The organism is Amycolatopsis sp. NPDC003861 (assembly GCF_053605405.1).
The window spans coordinates 1-16,321 of the sequence record NZ_JBSGJD010000224.1 but is presented as its reverse complement, the minus strand read 5'-3'; the positions used below and the strand labels follow the sequence as shown (position 1 = coordinate 16,321).

15 protein-coding genes and 1 pseudogene are annotated in these 16,321 nt (G+C 72.0%); 11 read left to right on the top strand and 5 right to left on the bottom strand.

Annotated elements, in window-relative coordinates:
• Window positions 1-566 precede the first annotated feature (566 nt).
• From ACWEVN_RS37670 to ACWEVN_RS37660, 3 genes are all read left to right on the top strand, one after another.
• Window positions 567-1,163, top strand: a complete 597-nt coding sequence (locus ACWEVN_RS37670; RefSeq protein ID WP_003073605.1) for a response regulator transcription factor — start codon at window positions 567-569, stop codon at window positions 1,161-1,163.
• Window positions 1,164-1,539: 376 nt separating this feature from the next.
• Window positions 1,540-2,112 (top strand): sigma-70 family RNA polymerase sigma factor, encoded by a 573-nt coding sequence (locus ACWEVN_RS37665; RefSeq protein WP_026468912.1) that lies wholly within the window; start codon window positions 1,540-1,542, stop codon window positions 2,110-2,112.
• Window positions 2,113-3,048, top strand: a complete 936-nt coding sequence (locus tag ACWEVN_RS37660; protein WP_449687807.1) for an anti-sigma-D factor RsdA — start codon at window positions 2,113-2,115, stop codon at window positions 3,046-3,048.
• A 317-nt stretch (window positions 3,049-3,365) separates the two neighbouring features.
• Here the strand turns inward: ACWEVN_RS37660 and ACWEVN_RS37655 are convergent, their stop codons facing one another.
• Window positions 3,366-3,761, bottom strand: coding sequence for a DUF5319 domain-containing protein (locus ACWEVN_RS37655; protein ID WP_003073549.1), 396 nt, complete (start codon window positions 3,759-3,761; stop codon window positions 3,366-3,368).
• Window positions 3,762-3,877: 116 nt separating this feature from the next.
• On the opposite strand from ACWEVN_RS37655, the gene guaB reads away from it, so the two are divergent.
• From guaB to ACWEVN_RS37635, 4 genes are all read left to right on the top strand, one after another.
• A complete protein-coding gene (gene guaB / locus ACWEVN_RS37650) occupies window positions 3,878-5,389 on the top strand; it encodes an IMP dehydrogenase (protein WP_449687808.1) in 1,512 nt (503 codons plus the stop codon).
• Between the two features lie 134 nt (window positions 5,390-5,523).
• The gene (locus tag ACWEVN_RS37645; protein WP_452054456.1) at window positions 5,524-6,051 is read left to right on the top strand and encodes a hypothetical protein; all 528 of its coding nucleotides are present in this window, start codon (window positions 5,524-5,526) and stop codon (window positions 6,049-6,051) included.
• Between the two features lie 2 nt (window positions 6,052-6,053).
• On the top strand, window positions 6,054-6,536 hold the full coding sequence (locus ACWEVN_RS37640; RefSeq protein WP_449687810.1) for a hypothetical protein: 483 nt from the start codon (window positions 6,054-6,056) through the stop codon (window positions 6,534-6,536).
• A gap of 76 nt (window positions 6,537-6,612) precedes the next feature.
• On the top strand, window positions 6,613-7,746 hold the full coding sequence (locus ACWEVN_RS37635; RefSeq protein WP_013222686.1) for a GuaB3 family IMP dehydrogenase-related protein: 1,134 nt from the start codon (window positions 6,613-6,615) through the stop codon (window positions 7,744-7,746).
• Here the strand turns inward: ACWEVN_RS37635 and ACWEVN_RS37630 are convergent.
• Window positions 7,730-7,924, bottom strand: a complete 195-nt coding sequence (locus ACWEVN_RS37630; RefSeq protein WP_449687812.1) for a DUF397 domain-containing protein — start codon at window positions 7,922-7,924, stop codon at window positions 7,730-7,732. The genes ACWEVN_RS37635 and ACWEVN_RS37630 overlap by 17 nt on opposite strands.
• Before the next feature lie 154 nt (window positions 7,925-8,078).
• Here ACWEVN_RS37630 and ACWEVN_RS37625 point away from each other — a divergent pair, with 154 nt between their 5' ends.
• The 3 genes from ACWEVN_RS37625 (at window position 8,079) to ACWEVN_RS37615 (ending at window position 12,084) form a co-directional block, all read left to right on the top strand.
• Window positions 8,079-9,788: an FAD-dependent oxidoreductase gene (locus ACWEVN_RS37625; protein WP_452054455.1), complete on the top strand. Its 1,710-nt coding sequence runs from the start codon at window positions 8,079-8,081 to the stop codon at window positions 9,786-9,788.
• Window positions 9,789-9,798: 10 nt separating this feature from the next.
• Window positions 9,799-10,506: a maleylpyruvate isomerase N-terminal domain-containing protein gene (locus ACWEVN_RS37620; RefSeq protein WP_452054454.1), complete on the top strand. Its 708-nt coding sequence runs from the start codon at window positions 9,799-9,801 to the stop codon at window positions 10,504-10,506.
• Window positions 10,507-10,578: 72 nt separating this feature from the next.
• Window positions 10,579-12,084 carry an FAD-dependent oxidoreductase gene (locus ACWEVN_RS37615; RefSeq protein ID WP_452054453.1) on the top strand — a complete coding sequence of 502 codons (1,506 nt, stop codon included), beginning with the start codon at window positions 10,579-10,581 and terminating at the stop codon, window positions 12,082-12,084.
• Here the strand turns inward: ACWEVN_RS37615 and ACWEVN_RS37610 are convergent.
• The 3 genes and pseudogenes from ACWEVN_RS37610 to ACWEVN_RS37600 all read right to left on the bottom strand — a co-directional run bounded on the left by ACWEVN_RS37610 (window position 12,081) and on the right by ACWEVN_RS37600 (window position 15,609).
• Window positions 12,081-12,946, bottom strand: a pseudogene (locus ACWEVN_RS37610) (IS481 family transposase). The gene ACWEVN_RS37615 and the pseudogene ACWEVN_RS37610 sit on opposite strands and share 4 nt — an antisense overlap.
• A gap of 127 nt (window positions 12,947-13,073) precedes the next feature.
• Entirely contained in the window at window positions 13,074-14,519 is a 1,446-nt protein-coding gene (locus ACWEVN_RS37605) for an aldehyde dehydrogenase family protein (protein WP_452054452.1), read from the bottom strand.
• 55 nt (window positions 14,520-14,574) lie between these two features.
• Window positions 14,575-15,609: a zinc-dependent alcohol dehydrogenase family protein gene (locus ACWEVN_RS37600; RefSeq protein ID WP_452054451.1), complete on the bottom strand. Its 1,035-nt coding sequence runs from the start codon at window positions 15,607-15,609 to the stop codon at window positions 14,575-14,577.
• Between the two features lie 75 nt (window positions 15,610-15,684).
• Between ACWEVN_RS37600 and ACWEVN_RS37595 the strand changes: the two genes are divergently transcribed.
• Entirely contained in the window at window positions 15,685-16,290 is a 606-nt protein-coding gene (locus tag ACWEVN_RS37595) for a rhomboid family intramembrane serine protease (RefSeq protein ID WP_452054450.1), read from the top strand.
• Window positions 16,291-16,321 lie beyond the last annotated feature (31 nt).

The following is a 16,321-nucleotide window of genomic DNA, read 5'->3' as shown; positions in this document are numbered from 1 at the left end:
GCCGCGGACACCCGGTGGCGGGCCACCGTCCGCGGCGGCTGGGTGGGCGCCGAAATCGCCCTCGCCGCAGGTCAGGGCGCCGATGCCGTCCCGCACGCCCGCCGCGCTTTCGAAACCGCGCAAGCCCGCGGCGCGCGGCGGCACCTCGTGAAATCCGGGATTGTGCTGGCCGTCGCCCTGAGCGCGGCCGGCGCACCCGATCACCGGAAGATTTCGGACGACCTTGTCGGAAATGCAATGGCGACGGCGGAGGAATGCGAACTCCTTTCACTTTCGTGGCCGGCGGCGCTCGTCGCGGCCGACCTGCGCCCAGGACACGCCGAGGAGTATCGATTCAGAGTGGCGCAGGTGTTGCACGCAGTGTTACGAAGCGCAGATCCTTGCGGGAGGAGGGTTGCGGGGGAATCACCATGGGTCCCCGTCCCGGGTGGTTGAGCCGTCGGAATGGGGTGTTCCGGCATCCGGGCTAAGAAACTTCAAAAAAAGCCACCGGATCGTGTCAAGGTTCGGGCTAAAGCGTCCGATAGGGGAAGAGGAATGTCACCCGGCTGCAGGAAGGAAACCCCGTGACGACGGTCTTGATCTGCGACGACCGACGCAGTGTCCGTGAAGGGCTCACCCGAGTGATGTCCGCGGTCCCTGGGGTCAGTCGCATCGACTGCGTAGCGCACGGTGACGAGCTGCTGGCCCGGTACTCCCGTCAGCCCGTCGACGTCGTGCTGGTCGGGACGCAACGCGCGGTCCCGACGGGTGTCGAAGCCACCCGGCGGCTCGTCTCGGCCAACCCCCAGGCGAACGTCATCGTCTTCGGCGCCCCGGACGACGCGGGCAGCATCGCCGCTGCGATCGCCGGCGGTGCCCGCGGCTACCTCCGCTGGGACGCGTCCCGGCCGGAGCTGGTCGCCGCGCTGGCCCACACCCTGGCGAGCACCTCGGTGCCCGCGCCCCGTCAGCCGTCCGACCCGGGCGTCCAGCTGACCGAGCGCGAGCTTCAGGTGCTCCGCGGGATGAGCCAGGGCAAGAGCAACGGCCAGATCGGCCGCGAGCTCTACCTGTCCGAAGACACGGTCAAGACGCACGCCCGGCGGCTGTTCCGCAAGCTCGGCGTGCGCGACCGCGCGCAGGCCGTCGCCCACGGCTTCCGCCGCGGCCTGGTCAGCTGACCTGCCGCTCTCCCCGTTCCTGACACGGCCGGTTCACAGGTGACGACGGGCCAGGGCGCACCGCCCTGGCCCGCACCTATGTGGTCCCCATCACGCTCCGGCGCTCGATCCGGCGGATTCCCGCCCCGCCGCTCCGCCCCTCCGGCGGATCTCGTACCCGCAGGCCCGTTCGCTCGTTGAATCGGCGACCTCGACCGCGGGTTCGCAGGACGACCCGTACTTTCGCTGCTCCGGTAGCCGCGGCGCGCCCGGGCGCACCGCGCGCGCCGGTCCGGGGCGAGCCGACGGTACGGTAGCGGTCACCGGTGCGCGGTGGAGGCGACCACGGGCCGGGTTCTTTGCCCACCTACACGTAACACTGGGACTGTTGTCTGCGATGGCCAATGTGGGGGATGGACTGGATGAGCCGGTCGCCGCTGCTGTCGAGGGAGATCCCCAGGCAGTGGAGCGGCTGCTGGCTGCTATCCGTCCACTGGTAGTGCGGTATTGCCGCGCCCGGGTTGGCAGGCAGGAGCGATCGTTCGCTTCGGCGGACGACGTTGCGCAGGAGGTGTGTCTCGCGGTGCTAACGGCATTGCCCTCGTACCGCGATCAAGGCCGCCCTTTTCTGGCCTTCGTCTACGGGATCGCCCAGCACAAGGTGGCCGACGCGCACCGCGCGGCGGCACGCAACCGGGCCGAGCCCGTGGCCGAGATCCCCGACGAGGTCGAGGGCGGGGTCGGCCCCGAGCAGCGGGCGCTGCAAGGTGAGCTGAACGAGCGGATGTCCCAGTTGTTGCAGGTGCTGCCGGACAAGCAGCGGGAGATCGTGGTGTTGCGCGTGGTCGTCGGCCTGTCGGCGGAGGAGACCGCGGACGCGGTCGGCTCCACGCCCGGCGCCGTCCGCGTCGCCCAGCACCGCGCCCTCGCGCGGCTGAGAAAGGTCCTGGCCGCGGAGGAGGTGATCTGAGTGACCGGTCACGAGAAGAGATTCGAGCCGGACGACGTCTTCGGCAGTGGCCTGACGGCGTCGGAGGCGGAGTTCGCCGCCGACCTGTCGGCCGTACAGGCCGACGACGCGCTGCTCGACGCGCTCGGCGGGTCCGACCCGGCGCTGGCCGACGGTCTCGGCGACCAGGAGCTCAACGCGTTGCTGGTGGCGTGGCGAAGAGACATCGACAGTGAGCCGCTGGCCGAGCTCGTCGACGTCGACACCGCCGTGCGCACCGTCAGTACCGCCGCTCTCTCGAAGCGGCACGCTTCGAGCGGACGCCGCCGCAGGCTGCTCGTCCCGGTCGCCGTCGCCGCCGCAGTGCTGGCGATCGCGTTCACCGGCACCGGGCTGGCCGCGCGCTCCGCGCAACCCGGCGACACGCTGTGGGGCCTCGCGAAGGTCCTCTACGCCGATCACACCCGTTCCGTCGAGGCGGCCGCGACTGCGAAGCTCGACCTCGAGAAGGCCAACCTCGCCATCGCCGGCGGCAACCTCGACGCCGCTCGCCAGGCCCTCCAGGACGCCCAGGCCGCCCTGTCGCAGGTCACCGACGAGGAGAACCGCGACCAGCTGATGGAGCAGCACCGGCAGCTCGCCGCTCAGCTGACGAACCCGGACGCACCGGTCCAGGGCCCGATCCAGACTTCCTTGCCGTCGGCCACGCCCGGCGCCCCGACGAGCCAGGCCCCACCGGCCGGCTCGGCCTCATCCCTCCCCGGCAGCGGCAGCGGAACCACGAGCCTGCCGGGCAGCGCAACCCCGACGCCGACCCCGCCGCCGCCGACCACCACCCCGCCGCCGACGACGACTCCGCCGCCGCCGACCACCACCGGCGCCACCGGCAACGAGCCGGGCACGCCCCGCAGCGAGTCCGCGGGCGGCCAGTCACAGGGCGTCGGCGAGACGCCGTAGCAGCAGCCGGCAGTAGTCAGCGGCAGCACGACCGCCGCCGGGCAGCGCCCCGGCGGTGAGCCGCGGATGGGCAGCGCAAGGTGCGACGCCAACCGCCGGCGCGACCGGCAACGGCCGGGCTGCCGCGCGGCGAGCCTGCGGCGGCTGACCGAACGCGCGACCTTGCCGCCGAGCGAGCCCACCGCCGACCACGGTCCCGCTCCGCCGATCACCACCGGCGCGCCCGGTAGCGAGCCAGGCGCACCCCACAGCGATCCCGCAGCAAGAAGCCCTGGTGAGGAAACTCACCAGGGCTTCTTCCCAGCCGAAGGGACCGCTCAGTACGCGCTTTCGTTCGCCGTCACACCGTCCGCGAAGCCGCGGCAGTAGTCCCAGCTCACGTAATCACCGGGGTTCGGGTCGTAGGCCGGCTCGTGGGGCCGCATCCGGCCGTCCGCCAGCAGTTGCTCCAAGCTGGCTCGCAGCAGGTGCCAGTCGTGGTAGTGGGGTTCGTCGCACTCGCCGCAGTCGACCACGATTCCGCGGACTCCGCGGGGTTCGAGGAGGGCCTGGTACACGGCCAGATCCGAGAGATCGGCCAGCAGTTCGGTGCGTTCGGAGTCGCTGATCGGCTCGTCCAGCCGGTCCTCGGGGTCTCCGAATGCGCGGGCCGGGTCGTCCGGGTCGTCCGCGAACGGGTCTGGAGGCAGGACATCGTGCGCCACGGCCTGCACGGTACCGGGCCGCCCACCGCCCGGGGCGGGCGGGGAGCGGCGGATATCATGAGGGGAAGGCTCCGAGTCGCCACAGCGACACGCTCATCCCGCGCCAGGAAGGCCCTTCACCCGCTATGACCAGCGACGGCATCACCGCCCCCGTTCCGGCCAAGTTCGCCATGCTCGGCCTGACCTTCGACGACGTGCTGCTGCTGCCGGCCGAATCCGACGTCGTCCCCAGCACCGTCGACACGAGCTCCCGGCTGACCCGGAACATCACCCTCGGCGTCCCGCTGGTGTCCGCGGCGATGGACACCGTCACCGAGGCGCGGATGGCCATCGCCATGGCCCGCCAGGGCGGCATCGGCGTCCTCCAGCGCAACCTGCCGATCGACGAGCAGGCCGCCGCGGTCGAGGTCGTCAAGCGGTCCGAGGCCGGCATGGTCACCGACCCGGTCACCTGCGCGCCGGACGCGACGCTGGCCGAGGTCGACGCCCTGTGCGCCAAGTTCCGCATCTCCGGCGTGCCGGTCACCGACGCGGCCGGGACGCTGGTGGGCATCATCACCAATCGCGACATGCGGTTCGAGGTCGACCACAGCCGCCCGGTGTCCGAGGTCATGACGAAGGCGCCGCTGGTCACCGCGCAGGTCGGGGTGTCGGCGGACGCCGCGCTCGGCCTGCTGCGCCGGCACAAAATCGAGAAGCTGCCGATCGTCGACGGCGCGGGCAAGCTCCGCGGCCTGATCACGGTCAAGGACTTCGTGAAGACCGAGCAGTACCCGAAGGCGACCAAGGACCCGGACGGCCGGCTCATCGTCGGCGCCGCGGTCGGCGTGGGCGTCGACGGCCATAAGCGTGCGATGACGCTCGCCGAAGCCGGCGTCGACGTGCTGATGGTCGACACCGCGCACGGGCACTCCCGCGCGGTCGTCGACACGGTCTCGCTGCTGAAGAAGGAGCTGGGCGAGTCGGTCGACATCGTCGGCGGCAACGTCGCCACCCGCGCGGGCGCGCAGGCGCTGGTCGACGCGGGCGCGGACGGCATCAAGGTCGGCGTCGGCCCGGGCTCCATCTGCACCACCCGGATCGTGGCCGGCGTCGGCGTGCCGCAGATCTCGGCGATCTACGAGGCCGACCAGGCCGCGCGCCCGGCGGGCATCCCGGTGATCGGCGACGGCGGCATCCAGTACTCGGGCGACATCGCGAAGGCCATCGCGGCCGGCGCGTCCACGGTGATGCTGGGCAGCCTGCTCGCCGGCACCGCCGAGTCCCCGGGCGACCTGATCCTGGTCAACGGCAAGCAGTTCAAGGTCTACCGCGGCATGGGCTCGCTCGGCGCGATGCAGTCCCGCGGCCAGGGCAAGTCCTACTCGAAGGACCGCTACGCCCAGGACGACGTGCTCAACGAGGACAAGCTGGTCCCCGAGGGCATCGAGGGCCGGATCCCGTTCCGCGGCCCGCTGGCCAACGTCGTGCACCAGCTGGTCGGCGGCCTGCGTGCCGGCATGGGGTACGCGGGGGCCGAGACGATCGCGCAGCTGCAGGAAGCGCAACTGGTCCGGATCACCGCGGCCGGGCTCAAGGAGAGCCACCCGCACGACATCACGATGACCGTCGAGGCCCCGAACTACACGACCCGCTGAGTCACGGACGGCAGCGCGGCCCGCACTCGGAACCGATCCGAAGTGCGGGCTTCTCGCTGTGTCACCGTGACCTAGCGTGCTTACCGTAATCGGCCTATCGCCTGGCGTGGCCGCCGTGGTGTGCACTAGGACACATGATGGCCGGCCGGTTCACCCGCGTGCTGCGCAAGGTGTTCTTCACGGCCGTCGCCCTGGTGTCCCTCTTCCTGGGCGGTGTGGTGTGCCTGATGTGCCAGGCCCTGGCCGGCCGGGACGCGCCGACCTACCGCGTCGAAGGGCACGTGGTGTCCCACACGCGCGGCGCCCTTCCGGTCGGCGGGTACGCGGACGCGGAGAGCCACACCGTCGAGGTCGACGCCGGTGGCCGGCACTTCCGCGTCACGGCGGTGGATCCCGGCCTCGACCTGCCGCCCGGCCAGCCGGTGACGCTCGACGTCTCGACGGCGGACGGCAGCATCGCGTACCTGCGCGCCGGCGGCGGCGTGGTCGACCTGCGGTCCGGCGTGGTCCGGCCGGTCCTGCTGATCGTCGCCAGCCTCCTCGCCCTGGGTGCGGTGTACTTCGGCGCGGTCCGGCTCAACGTCTACCCGCCGGTGGCCACCTGGCTGGCCCTCGCGCTGGGGGCGTTGCTGGCGCCGATCGCCGTGTTCGTCCGGGTGTGAGCGTGTCCGGAAAATTCCTGCTGGCGGCCGCGCTGTGCGGGCTGGCTGCCGGGGTCGTGCTGACCGCCGCGACGTGCTGGCTGCTCGAGGCGGTCGGGCCGGTCGAGCGCGAAGAGGCCGTCGTCGTGGCGCGGTACCGGTCGCCGCCGGGCGAGCCGATCGGCTACCGCCTCGACCTGAGGACGGCGTCCGGCGAACGCTTCGAGGCGCGGGGGCACGACGAGAACTTCAACCTGTTGCCGAAACAGCCGGTCCTTCTGGAGATCTCCGAAGTCGGGCGGGCGGTGCGCGCGATCGAGGTCCGGCGGCACCGCGTGCCGGCCGACACCGAAGACCTCCGGATCTTCTTCGCCGCGCTGTTCGGGGCCGGGCTGCTGGGCGGTGTTCTGGTCTTCGTGTCCGACAGCGGCCGTCCCGTGGTCGCGGCGGTGCTCGCGGCGGCGGCCGTGGTGGTGGGCGTCCTGCTGGTGGTCCCGCTGTTCTAACCCCCGTGCGCAGGTCACCCACGCGGCCTAGCGACAATGGGGCACGGCAGATTGTCGTCGTCGGAGGAGGCTTCACGTGCGGGACCTGGTCGAGATCGGGATGGGCCGCACCGCGCGGCGGGCGTATGACCTCGACGACGTCGAGATCGTGCCGTCGCGGCGGACCCGGTCGTCTTCGGTGGTGTCCACCTCCTGGCAGATCGACGCCTACCGCTTCGACCTGCCGCTCGTCACGCACCCGACGGACGCGATCGTCTCGCCCGGCACCGCGGTCGCCGTCGGGGAGCTCGGCGGCCTGGGCGTGCTCAACGCCGAAGGGCTCTGGGCGCGGCACGCGAACGTCGAGGACGCCATCTTCCAGCTGGTCCGCGCGGCCGAGGACCTCGAGGACCCGACCGCCGTCGGCCGCGTGCTGCAGGAGCTGCACGCCGCGCCGATCCGGCTCGACCTGCTGACCGAGGCGATCAAGACGGTCCGCGAGTCCGGTGTCACGGTGGCCGCGCGCGTCAGCCCGCAGCACGCCGCCGAGCTGACCCCGGATCTGATCGCGGCCGGCGTCGAGATCCTCGTCGTGCAGGGCACGATCATCTCCGCCGAGCACGTCCAGCGTGACGCCGAGCCGCTGAACCTCAAGGAGTTCATCGGCCGCCTCGACGTGCCGGTGATCGCCGGCGGCGTCAGCGACTACCGCACCGCGATGCACCTCATGCGCACCGGCGCGGCCGGGGTCATCGTCGGCCACGGCTACACGCCGGGCGTGACGAGCACCGACCGCGTCCTCGGCATCGGCGTCCCGATGGCCACCGCGATCATCGACGCCGCGGCCGCCCGCCGCGACTACCTCGACGAGACCGGCGGCCGGTACGTGCACGTGCTCGCCGACGGCGGCATGACCGTGTCGGGCGACATCGCCAAGGCCATCGCGTGCGGCGCGGACGCCGTCATGCTCGGCTCGCCGCTGGCCGCCGCCTCGGACGCGCCCGGTCAGGGCCTGTACTGGACGGCGGCCGCGGCGCACCCGTCGCTGCCGCGCTCGCGCGTGGCGGCCGGCCCCGACTACGCCGTCGACCTCAAGACCCTGTTGTTCGGGCCCTCGTCGGACGCGGAAGGTGTGGTCAACCTGTTCGGGGCGCTGCGCCGCGCGATGGCGAAGACGGGTTACTCGGACCTCAAGGAGTTCCAGCGGGTGGGCCTCACCGTCCGGCGGTGAGGTGGCCGAGGAACGCGGCGAAGGCGGCCGCGGAGCAGACGAGGACCGGCCGGGGCGCCGCTTGCTTGGTGTCCCGGACCCCGACGACCCCGGGGCCGGTGCCGATCTCGACGCAGGCGTTCTCTTCGAAGTGGCTGTGGCTCGACTTGCGCCAACCGGTGAGCGTTCGTGGGCTCATCGTGGTGTCTCCCGCCCTTGTGCCCCGACCGGCGGTGATTCGCCGACGTGGGCATCGACCACCGTGGAGATTACCCACTATTGTCGTCGGACAAGCGTAACCGGCGAGTAACTTACCTCTGGTCAGAACGCGGAGCCGGAGTTACGCTCCAGGTGTGACTGCCAGTAACACCACCACCAGTGCGGGTGGCCCCGACTACGACGTCGTCGTGGTGGGGTCGGGGTTCGGCGGCAGCGTCGCGGCGCTGCGGCTCACGGAGAAGGGCTACCGGGTGGCCGTCGTCGAGGCGGGCCGCCGGTTCGCCGACGACGAGTTCGCGAAGACGTCGTGGGACCTCAAGCGCTACCTGTGGGCGCCGCAGGTCGGCTGCTACGGCATCCAGCGCATCCACATGCTCAACGACGTGATGGTGCTGGCGGGCGCCGGCGTCGGCGGCGGCTCGCTGGTCTACGCGAACACGCTGTACCGGCCGCTCAAGCCGTTCTACCGCGACCGGCAGTGGGCGCACATCACCGACTGGGAGTCCGAGCTCGCGCCGCACTACGACCAGGCGAGCCGCATGCTCGGCGTCGTCACGAACCCGACCATCACGCCGTCGGACGTCGTGATGCGCCAGGTCGCGAAGGACATGGGCGTCGCCGATTCGTTCCACGCGACGCCGGTGGGTGTCTACTTCGGAAAGCCCGGCGCGAAGGCGGCGGACCCGTACTTCGGCGGCGCCGGCCCCGAGCGCGTCGGCTGCACCGAATGCGGCTCGTGCATGACGGGCTGCCGCGTCGGGGCGAAGAACACGCTGGTCAAGAACTACCTCTACCTGGCCGAGCAGGACGGCGCCCACGTCATCCCGCTGACCACGGTGACGTCGGTGAAGCCGATCGACGGCGGGTACGAGGTGTCGTTGAAGAAGACCGGGACGACCTCGAAGAGGTTCCGGACGACGATCACGGCCGAGAAGGTCGTCTTCGCCGCGGGCACGTGGGGCACGCAGAACCTGCTGCACAAGATGAAGGACACAGGCACGCTGCCGCGGTTGTCGCGCCGGCTCGGTGAGCTGACCCGCACGAACTCCGAGGCGATCATCGGCGCGGCCCGCACCGACGTCGACGAGAGCCGGAACTTCAGCCGCGGCGTCGCGATCACGTCGTCGATCCACCCGGACGACAACACCCACATCGAGCCGGTGCGGTACGGCAAGGGCAGCAACGCGATGAGCCTGCTGCAGACGATCGCGACGGACGGTGCCTCGCCGGTGCCGCGCTGGCGGCAGGCCGTCACGTTCATGGCGAAGCACCCGATCCAGGCGGCGAAGCTGCTCAACGGCTACCGCTGGAGCGAGCGCACGGTGATCCTGCTGGTGATGCAGAGCCTGGACAACTCGATCACGACGTACACCCGCCGCGGCCTGTTCGGGCGGCGCAAGTACACGTCCAAGCAGGGCCACGGCGAGCCGAACCCGAGCTTCATCCCGGCGGGCCACGAAGCCAACGAGCGCACGGCCGAGCACATCGGCGGCATCGCGGGCGGCACGTGGGGCGAGATCTTCGACATCCCGCTGACGGCCCACTTCATCGGCGGCGTCCCGATCGGAGCGTCGGCCGACGAGGGCGTGATCGACCCGTACCACCGGGTGTTCGGCTACCCGGGCCTGTCGGTGGTGGACGGCGCGGCGATCACGGCGAACCTGGGCGTGAACCCGTCGCTGACCATCACGGCCCAGGCGGAGCGCGCGTTCTCGTTCTGGCCGAACAAGGGCGAGGAGGACCTGCGGCCGGCCCAGGACGCGCCTTACGCGCGGCTGGAGCCGATCGCGCCGAAGAACCCGGCCGTCCCGGCGGACGCCCCGGCGGCCCTGCGGCGGTCCTAGACTCGGGGCCGTGACGGCATCCGAGAAGGCACACGCCCTGCTCGACGGGGTCAGGAAGCTCGACGACGAGTGGGCGCGGGCCATCGGTGGCCTCGGCGAGCCCGAGCTGCGCGCTCCCAGCGCGTTGCCCGGCTGGTCGCGGGCCCACGTCCTCGCGCACGTAGCGCGCAACGCCGATGGCCTGCAGAACCTCTTGACCTGGGCGGACACCGGCGTCGAGACCCCGATGTACGCCGGCCCGGAAGCCCGCGAGCGGGACATCGAAACCAGTGCCCGGCACGGCGCCGCCGATCTGCTCGCCGACTTCGTGGCCTCTGCCGGGCGCTTCGAGCAGTACGCCGCCGCCATGCCGGATGACGCCTGGGCGCGCGAAGCCCGCAACCGGCAGGGGTTGCCCGTCACCGGGGCCGTTGTCGCGCGGATGCGGCTGTCCGAATTGGCCATCCACCTCGCCGACCTCGACCGTGGTTACGACCTGGACCGGGTGCTGGGGCTGCTCGGGCCGCTCACCGAGGACGTCGTCCAGCACGCCATCGCCTCGCGCGGTGCCCACCTGCCCTCGCTCCGCCTGGCCGCCGACGGGTTCGAATGGACGATGGGGGCCGCTCCGAAGGCGACCGTGCGGGGCTCGGCCGGGGCGCTGCTGGCCTGGCTCAGCGGGCGCTCCGACGGCGCCGCCCTCGAAGGGGACGTGCCGCGGATTCCCGCCTGGGCGTGATCGGCCCGCTCCGTCCGGTGAACGCCTTGCGCCCGCTCTACACTGGGCGTTCCCGGCACCGAGGAGTCCGCTGTGGACAGTGAGCACGACCAGGGGCGGCCCGGCCTCCCCCGGAGGGCGTTCCTGCGCATCGCGGGCGTCTCCGCCGCCGGTGCCGTCGCCGCCGCGTGCGGGCCGGAGCAGCCCGCGGCCCCGGTCGCCTCGACCGCTCCGGCGCCCCCGCCGACCGCCCCGGCCGCCAGCGGCCTGCCCACCGGCCCGCCGAACTGGGACGACCTGCGCACCAAGCTGACCGGCAGCCTGCTGCGCCCGGGCACCGACGGCTACGACACCGCCAAGCACGGCTTCAACCAGCTCTTCGACGGCAACAACCCGGTCGCCGTCGCGACCGTGGCCACCGCCGAGGACGTCCAGGCCTGCGTCCGGGCGACCGCCGGGCGCGTCACCATCGCCGCGCGCAGCGGCGGCCACAGCTACGCCGGCTACTCCGTGCCCCAGAGCGGGCTGGTCGTCGACGTGGCCGCGCTGAACAAGGTCGACGTCCAGGGCGGCAAGGCGGTGATCGGCGCCGGCGCGAAGCTGAAGGACGTCTACGCCGGGCTGGCGCGGGCCGGGCGCGTGCTGCCCGCCGGGACCTGCCCGACGGTCGGGATCGCCGGGCTGACCCTCGGCGGCGGCATCGGCGTGCTCACCCGCAAGTACGGCCTGACCTGCGACCACCTGAGTTCCGCGCAGGTCGTCACGGCCGACGGCCGGCTGCTCACCGCGTCCGCGACCTCCGAACCGGACCTGTTCTGGGCCCTGCGCGGCGGGGGCGGCGGCAACTTCGGCGTCGTCACCGAGTTCACCTTCGACACCGACCCGGTGCCGCCGGAGCTGACGGTCTTCTCGCTGCGCTTCCCGGCCGGGTCGGGCGCCGGCGTGCTCGCCGCGTGGCAGCAGTGGATCGCCGCGATGCCGCCGGAGCTCTGGGCGAACCTGGTGCTCTCGGGCGGCTCGCCGGTGCAGTGCCGCGTCGGCGGCTGCTACGTCGGGGACGCCGCCGGGCTGAACACGCTGCTCAACAACCTGACCACGAACGCGGGCGCCCGGCCGGCCCAGCGCGTGGTGAAGACCCTGGACTACCTCGGTGCCATGAAGTACTTCGAGGGCAGCTCGAACCGCCAGTCGTTCGTCGCGTCCTCGCGGATCATCACCACCCCGGTCGACGCCGCGAAGGTCGTCGCGGTCGCGGACGGCAAGCCGGGCATGGACCTGCTGATCGACAGCCTCGGCGGCGCGGTGGCCGGGCCGGCCAAGGACGCCACCGCGTTCTGGCACCGCGACGCGCTGGCCAGCGTGCAGGTCTACGCGAGCGCGACGGCGAAGACCCGGGCGAAGGTCACGCAGACGATCGGCGACGCCGTCGCCGGGCTCGCCGCGGCCGGCGCGGGCGGCGGGTACGTCAACTACATCGACCCGGCCCTGCCCGACTGGAAGACCGCCTACTACGGCGACAACGCCAAGCGGCTGCAGGACGTCGCGCACAAGTACGACCCCAACAACGTCTTCCGGTTCGGGCAGGGCGTGGTCAGTTAGATGTGATGTCCAGGGAGGTTGGTCAGCCGGGTGACCGGCGGTTTGCCGCCGGTTGAGCTGTGGGGTCGGTGATGATTGTAGAAGTGCAGCCAGCCCGGTAGCGCGGCCCGGCGGAGGGTCTCGGACGGGTAGAGGCGGGCGTAGGCCCAGCCGTCGGCCAGGGTGCGGTGGAAGCGTTCGATCTTGCCGTTGGTTTGTGGCCGGTAGGGCCGGGTCCGTTTCGGGGTGACACCAAGCTCGGCGCAGGTGTCGCGCCAGGCATTCGAGCGGTAAGCTGACCCGTTGTCCGAGAGCACGCGTTCGACGGTGACGCCCAGATCGGCGAACCAGGCCACGGCCCGGCGCAGGACAGCGGTGGCGGTGGCGGCGGTTTCGTCGGTGTGGATCTCGGCGTAGGCGACGCGGGAATGGTCGTCGATAACGGTGTGGACGAACGCGGTGCCGGTGCGGGGCTTATAGTCCGCGCCGCGGGGCAGGCCCGGGGTGGCGCGTTTGTTGATCTCGCCTTGTTGCCGGCCGACGTAGCGGTGTCCGCCTCCGTCGGGGATGCGTGCACGGTCGAGGCGGGAAGGTCGAGCCGGCCGGCGATCTGGACCGGGCCGAGCCGGTGCCGCCACCGCAGTCGCACGATCTTGCGGACCAGCGCGGGTGAGGTCTTGGCGGGACTGTGGTGCGGGCGGCAGCTGCGGTCGGCCATCCCTGCGGGGCCTTCGTGCCGGTAGCGTTCGGCCCATTTGCGGGCAGTCTTGGCGGCGACCATGAACACCTTCGCCGCTTCGGCGTGGGTCCAGCCTTGCTCGACGATCAGGCGGGCGAGTCGGAGTCGGGTGCGTGGGGTCAGGGTGGCGTTAGGGTGGGACACGAAGGCCTCCGGAGGCGTGAAGCGGTTCCTAGACAGCTCCACTTCACAACCGGAGGCCTTCACCTGTCAGCACGACAGGCCATCACCGGGTCACCTCAAGCCGGGACAACGTCCCTGGACATCACAGCTAGAGCTCGATGCCGGTGAAGACGGTGACGCGGTCTTCGGTCAGGTCGTGCATCGCGGCGAGCACGCCTTCGCGGCCGACGCCGGAGCCCTTCACCCCGCCGTAGGGCATCTGGTCGGCGCGGTAGGACGGGACGTCGCCGATGATCACGCCGCCGACCTCCAGCTCGGCCGAGGCGTGGAACGCGAGCTGGACGTCCGTGGTGAAGACGCCGGCCTGCAGGCCGTACGCCGATTCGTTGACCGAGCGGAAGGCCTCGTCCACGCCGTCCACAATGGACACCGCGAGCACCGGTCCGAAGATCTCCTCGTTCCAGGCCTTGGTGTCCGGCGGGACGTCGGTGAGCAGCGTCGGGGCGACGGTCGCGCCCTCGCGGGTGCCGCCGGTGAGCACCTTCGCGCCCGCCTCGACGGCCTCGTCGATCCACGCGACGATCCGTTCGGCGGCGGCCTCGTCGACGACCGGGCCGACGTCGGTGTTGCGGTCGTACGGGTCGCCCGTGCGCTGCGACTCGACCGCTTCCACCAGCGCGGGCACGAACTCCTCGGCCACGGCGGCGTCCACGATCACCCGCTGCACCGCGATGCAGGACTGGCCGGCCTGGTAGTTGCCGAAGGTGGCGATCCGGTGCGCGGCGCCTTCGGGGTCGGGCCAGTCGCGCAGCACGACGGCCGCCGCGTTGCCGCCGAGCTCGAGCACGACGTGCTTGCGCGGCGCGGCGTCCTTGAGCGACCAGCCGACCGGGCCGGAGCCGGTGAACGACACGACCGGCAGCCGCGGGTCGGCGACGAGCGCCTGCGTCTCCTCGTTTCCCAGCGGCAGCACGGAGAACGCGCCGGCGGGCAGGTCCGTCTCGGCCAGGATCTCGCCGAGGATCAACGCCGACAACGGCGTCCGCGGCGCGGGCTTGACGATGATCGGCGCGCCGATCGCCAGCGACGGCGCGACCTTGTGCGCGACCAGGTTGAGCGGGAAGTTGAACGGCGCGATGCCGAGCACCGGTCCGCGCGGGACGCGGCGGGTCAGTGCCAGCCGCGCCTCGCCCGCGGGGTCGGTATCGAGGCGCTGGACGTCGCCGGTGAAGCGGCGGGCCTCCTCGGCGGCGATCCGGAACACCGACACGGCGCGCTTGACCTCGGCTTCGGCCCACTTGAGCGGTTTGCCGTTCTCGGCGGTGATCACCTCGGCGATCTCCTCGGCGCGCGCGGCGAGCACGCGGGAGACGTGGTCGAGCGCTCCCGCCCGGACGTGCGCCGGCGTGCTGCGGAGTTCGCGCGCGACCGACGCCGCGGCGGCCACCGCGCGTTCGACCTGGTCGGGCCCGGGCACGGCGACCGTGGCGACCTCGCTGCCGTCGTACGGGTGGTGCACGACGAGGGTGGTGGCGCCCGCTTCGGGGCGGCCGGCGATCCAGGCGGGGCGCGGCTCGGGGGTGATCATGTCCATGCGTACCAACGTAATGCGGGCGGCGCCGCGATCGAGTGACCCCCACCCGGACGGGTCACGGCTTGATGAGCACCTTCAGCGCTTCGCGGTCCGCCATCGCGCGGTAGCCGGCGGGAACGTCCTCGACCCCGATGGTCCGGTCGAAGACCCGGCCGGGCCGGTACTTGCCGTCGAGGACGTCCGGCAGCAGCTCGGGGATGTAGTGCCGGGCCGGGGCGACACCGCCGGTGACGGTGACGTTGCGCCGGAACAGCGCCGGGCCGATCGGGCCCTCCTCGTATTGCGGGACGCCGACGCGGCTGACCGAGCCACCCGGGCGCACGACCCCGACGGCCATCTCGAAGGCGGGTTTCGTGCCGACGCATTCGAGGACGGCGTGCGTGCCCTCGCCATTCGTCAGCTCCCGCACCTTCTCGATGCCCTCCTCACCGCGTTCGGCGACGACGTCGGTCGCGCCGAACTCGCGGCCGAGGTCGGTCCGCGCCTGGTGGCGTCCCATGAGGACGATCCGCTCGGCGCCCAGCCGCTTCGCGGCGAGGACGGCGGAGAGCCCCACCGCGCCGTCGCCGATCACAGTGACGTTCTGGCCCGCGCGCACCCGCGCCTTCGTCGCGGCGTGGTGGCCGGTCGGGAAGACGTCGGACAGCGTGAGCAGCGACGCCAGCAGGTCGTCGTCCTCGGTGTACGGGACCTTGACGAGGGTGCCGTCGGCCTGCGGCACGCGCACCGCCTCGCCCTGCCCGCCGTCGACGCCCTTCGCGCCCCAGAACCCGCCGTGCAGGCAGGACGTCTGGAGTCCCTCCCGGCAGAACTGGCAGGTGTTGTCGGAGTAGACGAAGGGCGCGATGACGAGGTCGCCCTTCGTGACGGTGGTGACGTCCGCGCCGGTCTCCTCGACGATCCCGAGGAACTCGTGCCCGATGCGCCGGCCGTGCTCGCTCGGCGCCATGTCGGCGTACGGCCAGAGGTCGCTGCCGCAGATGCAGGACCGCACGACCCGCAGGACGACGTCGGTCGGTGCGGCCGGCTCCGGGTCCGGGACGGTCTCGACCCGCACGTCGCCGGCGCCGTAGATGACTGTCGCTCGCATGCTGGGGGCCTTCCCGTGGCGGTTCGTGACAAACGTCGGGGGTGCGACCGCGGTGGCGCGCCTAGAGTTTCGTCCATGACCACGCCGACCGCATCCCGCAACCCGTTCGGGGCCCTCGCGCGGGCGGGCCGGCGCCCGTACCTGACCGCCGCGGTCTTCGCGGTGACGCTGGCCTGCGGGATCGCGCAGCTGGTCCACCCGCCGCTGTACGACGCGATGCACCGCGACGCCGCGCGCATCGACGCCGGCGAGTGGTACCGCCTGGTCACGGGCATGTTCTTCCAGGACGGGTGGGCGTTCGGCCTGACGTCGAACCTGGTCTGGCTGGCGGTGTTCGGCACGCTCGCCGAGCGCGTGTTCGGCCGCGCCCGCTGGCTCGTCCTGTACTTCGGCTGCGGCCTGTTCGGGCAGGTCATGAGCTACGTCTGGCTCAACCCGGTCGGGGCGGGCAACTCGATGTGCGTGGTGGGCCTGATCGGCGGCCTCGCAGCCGTGGTCATGGTGGCTTCGCGCCGCTACGGCGTGGTGCTGCCGGTGCAGTTCCGGATCATGGCCTTCGCGGTGCCGGTGCTGGCCGTGATCGACACGATCGCGCACGACAACCACGGCCTGCCCGCCCTGCTCGGCCTGGCCCTCGGCTTCCCGCTCCGCCCGCGGCTCGTGAGTGGTAAGGCGGGTTAGAACCCGCCTAAACACAAACGACCGGCAGCGG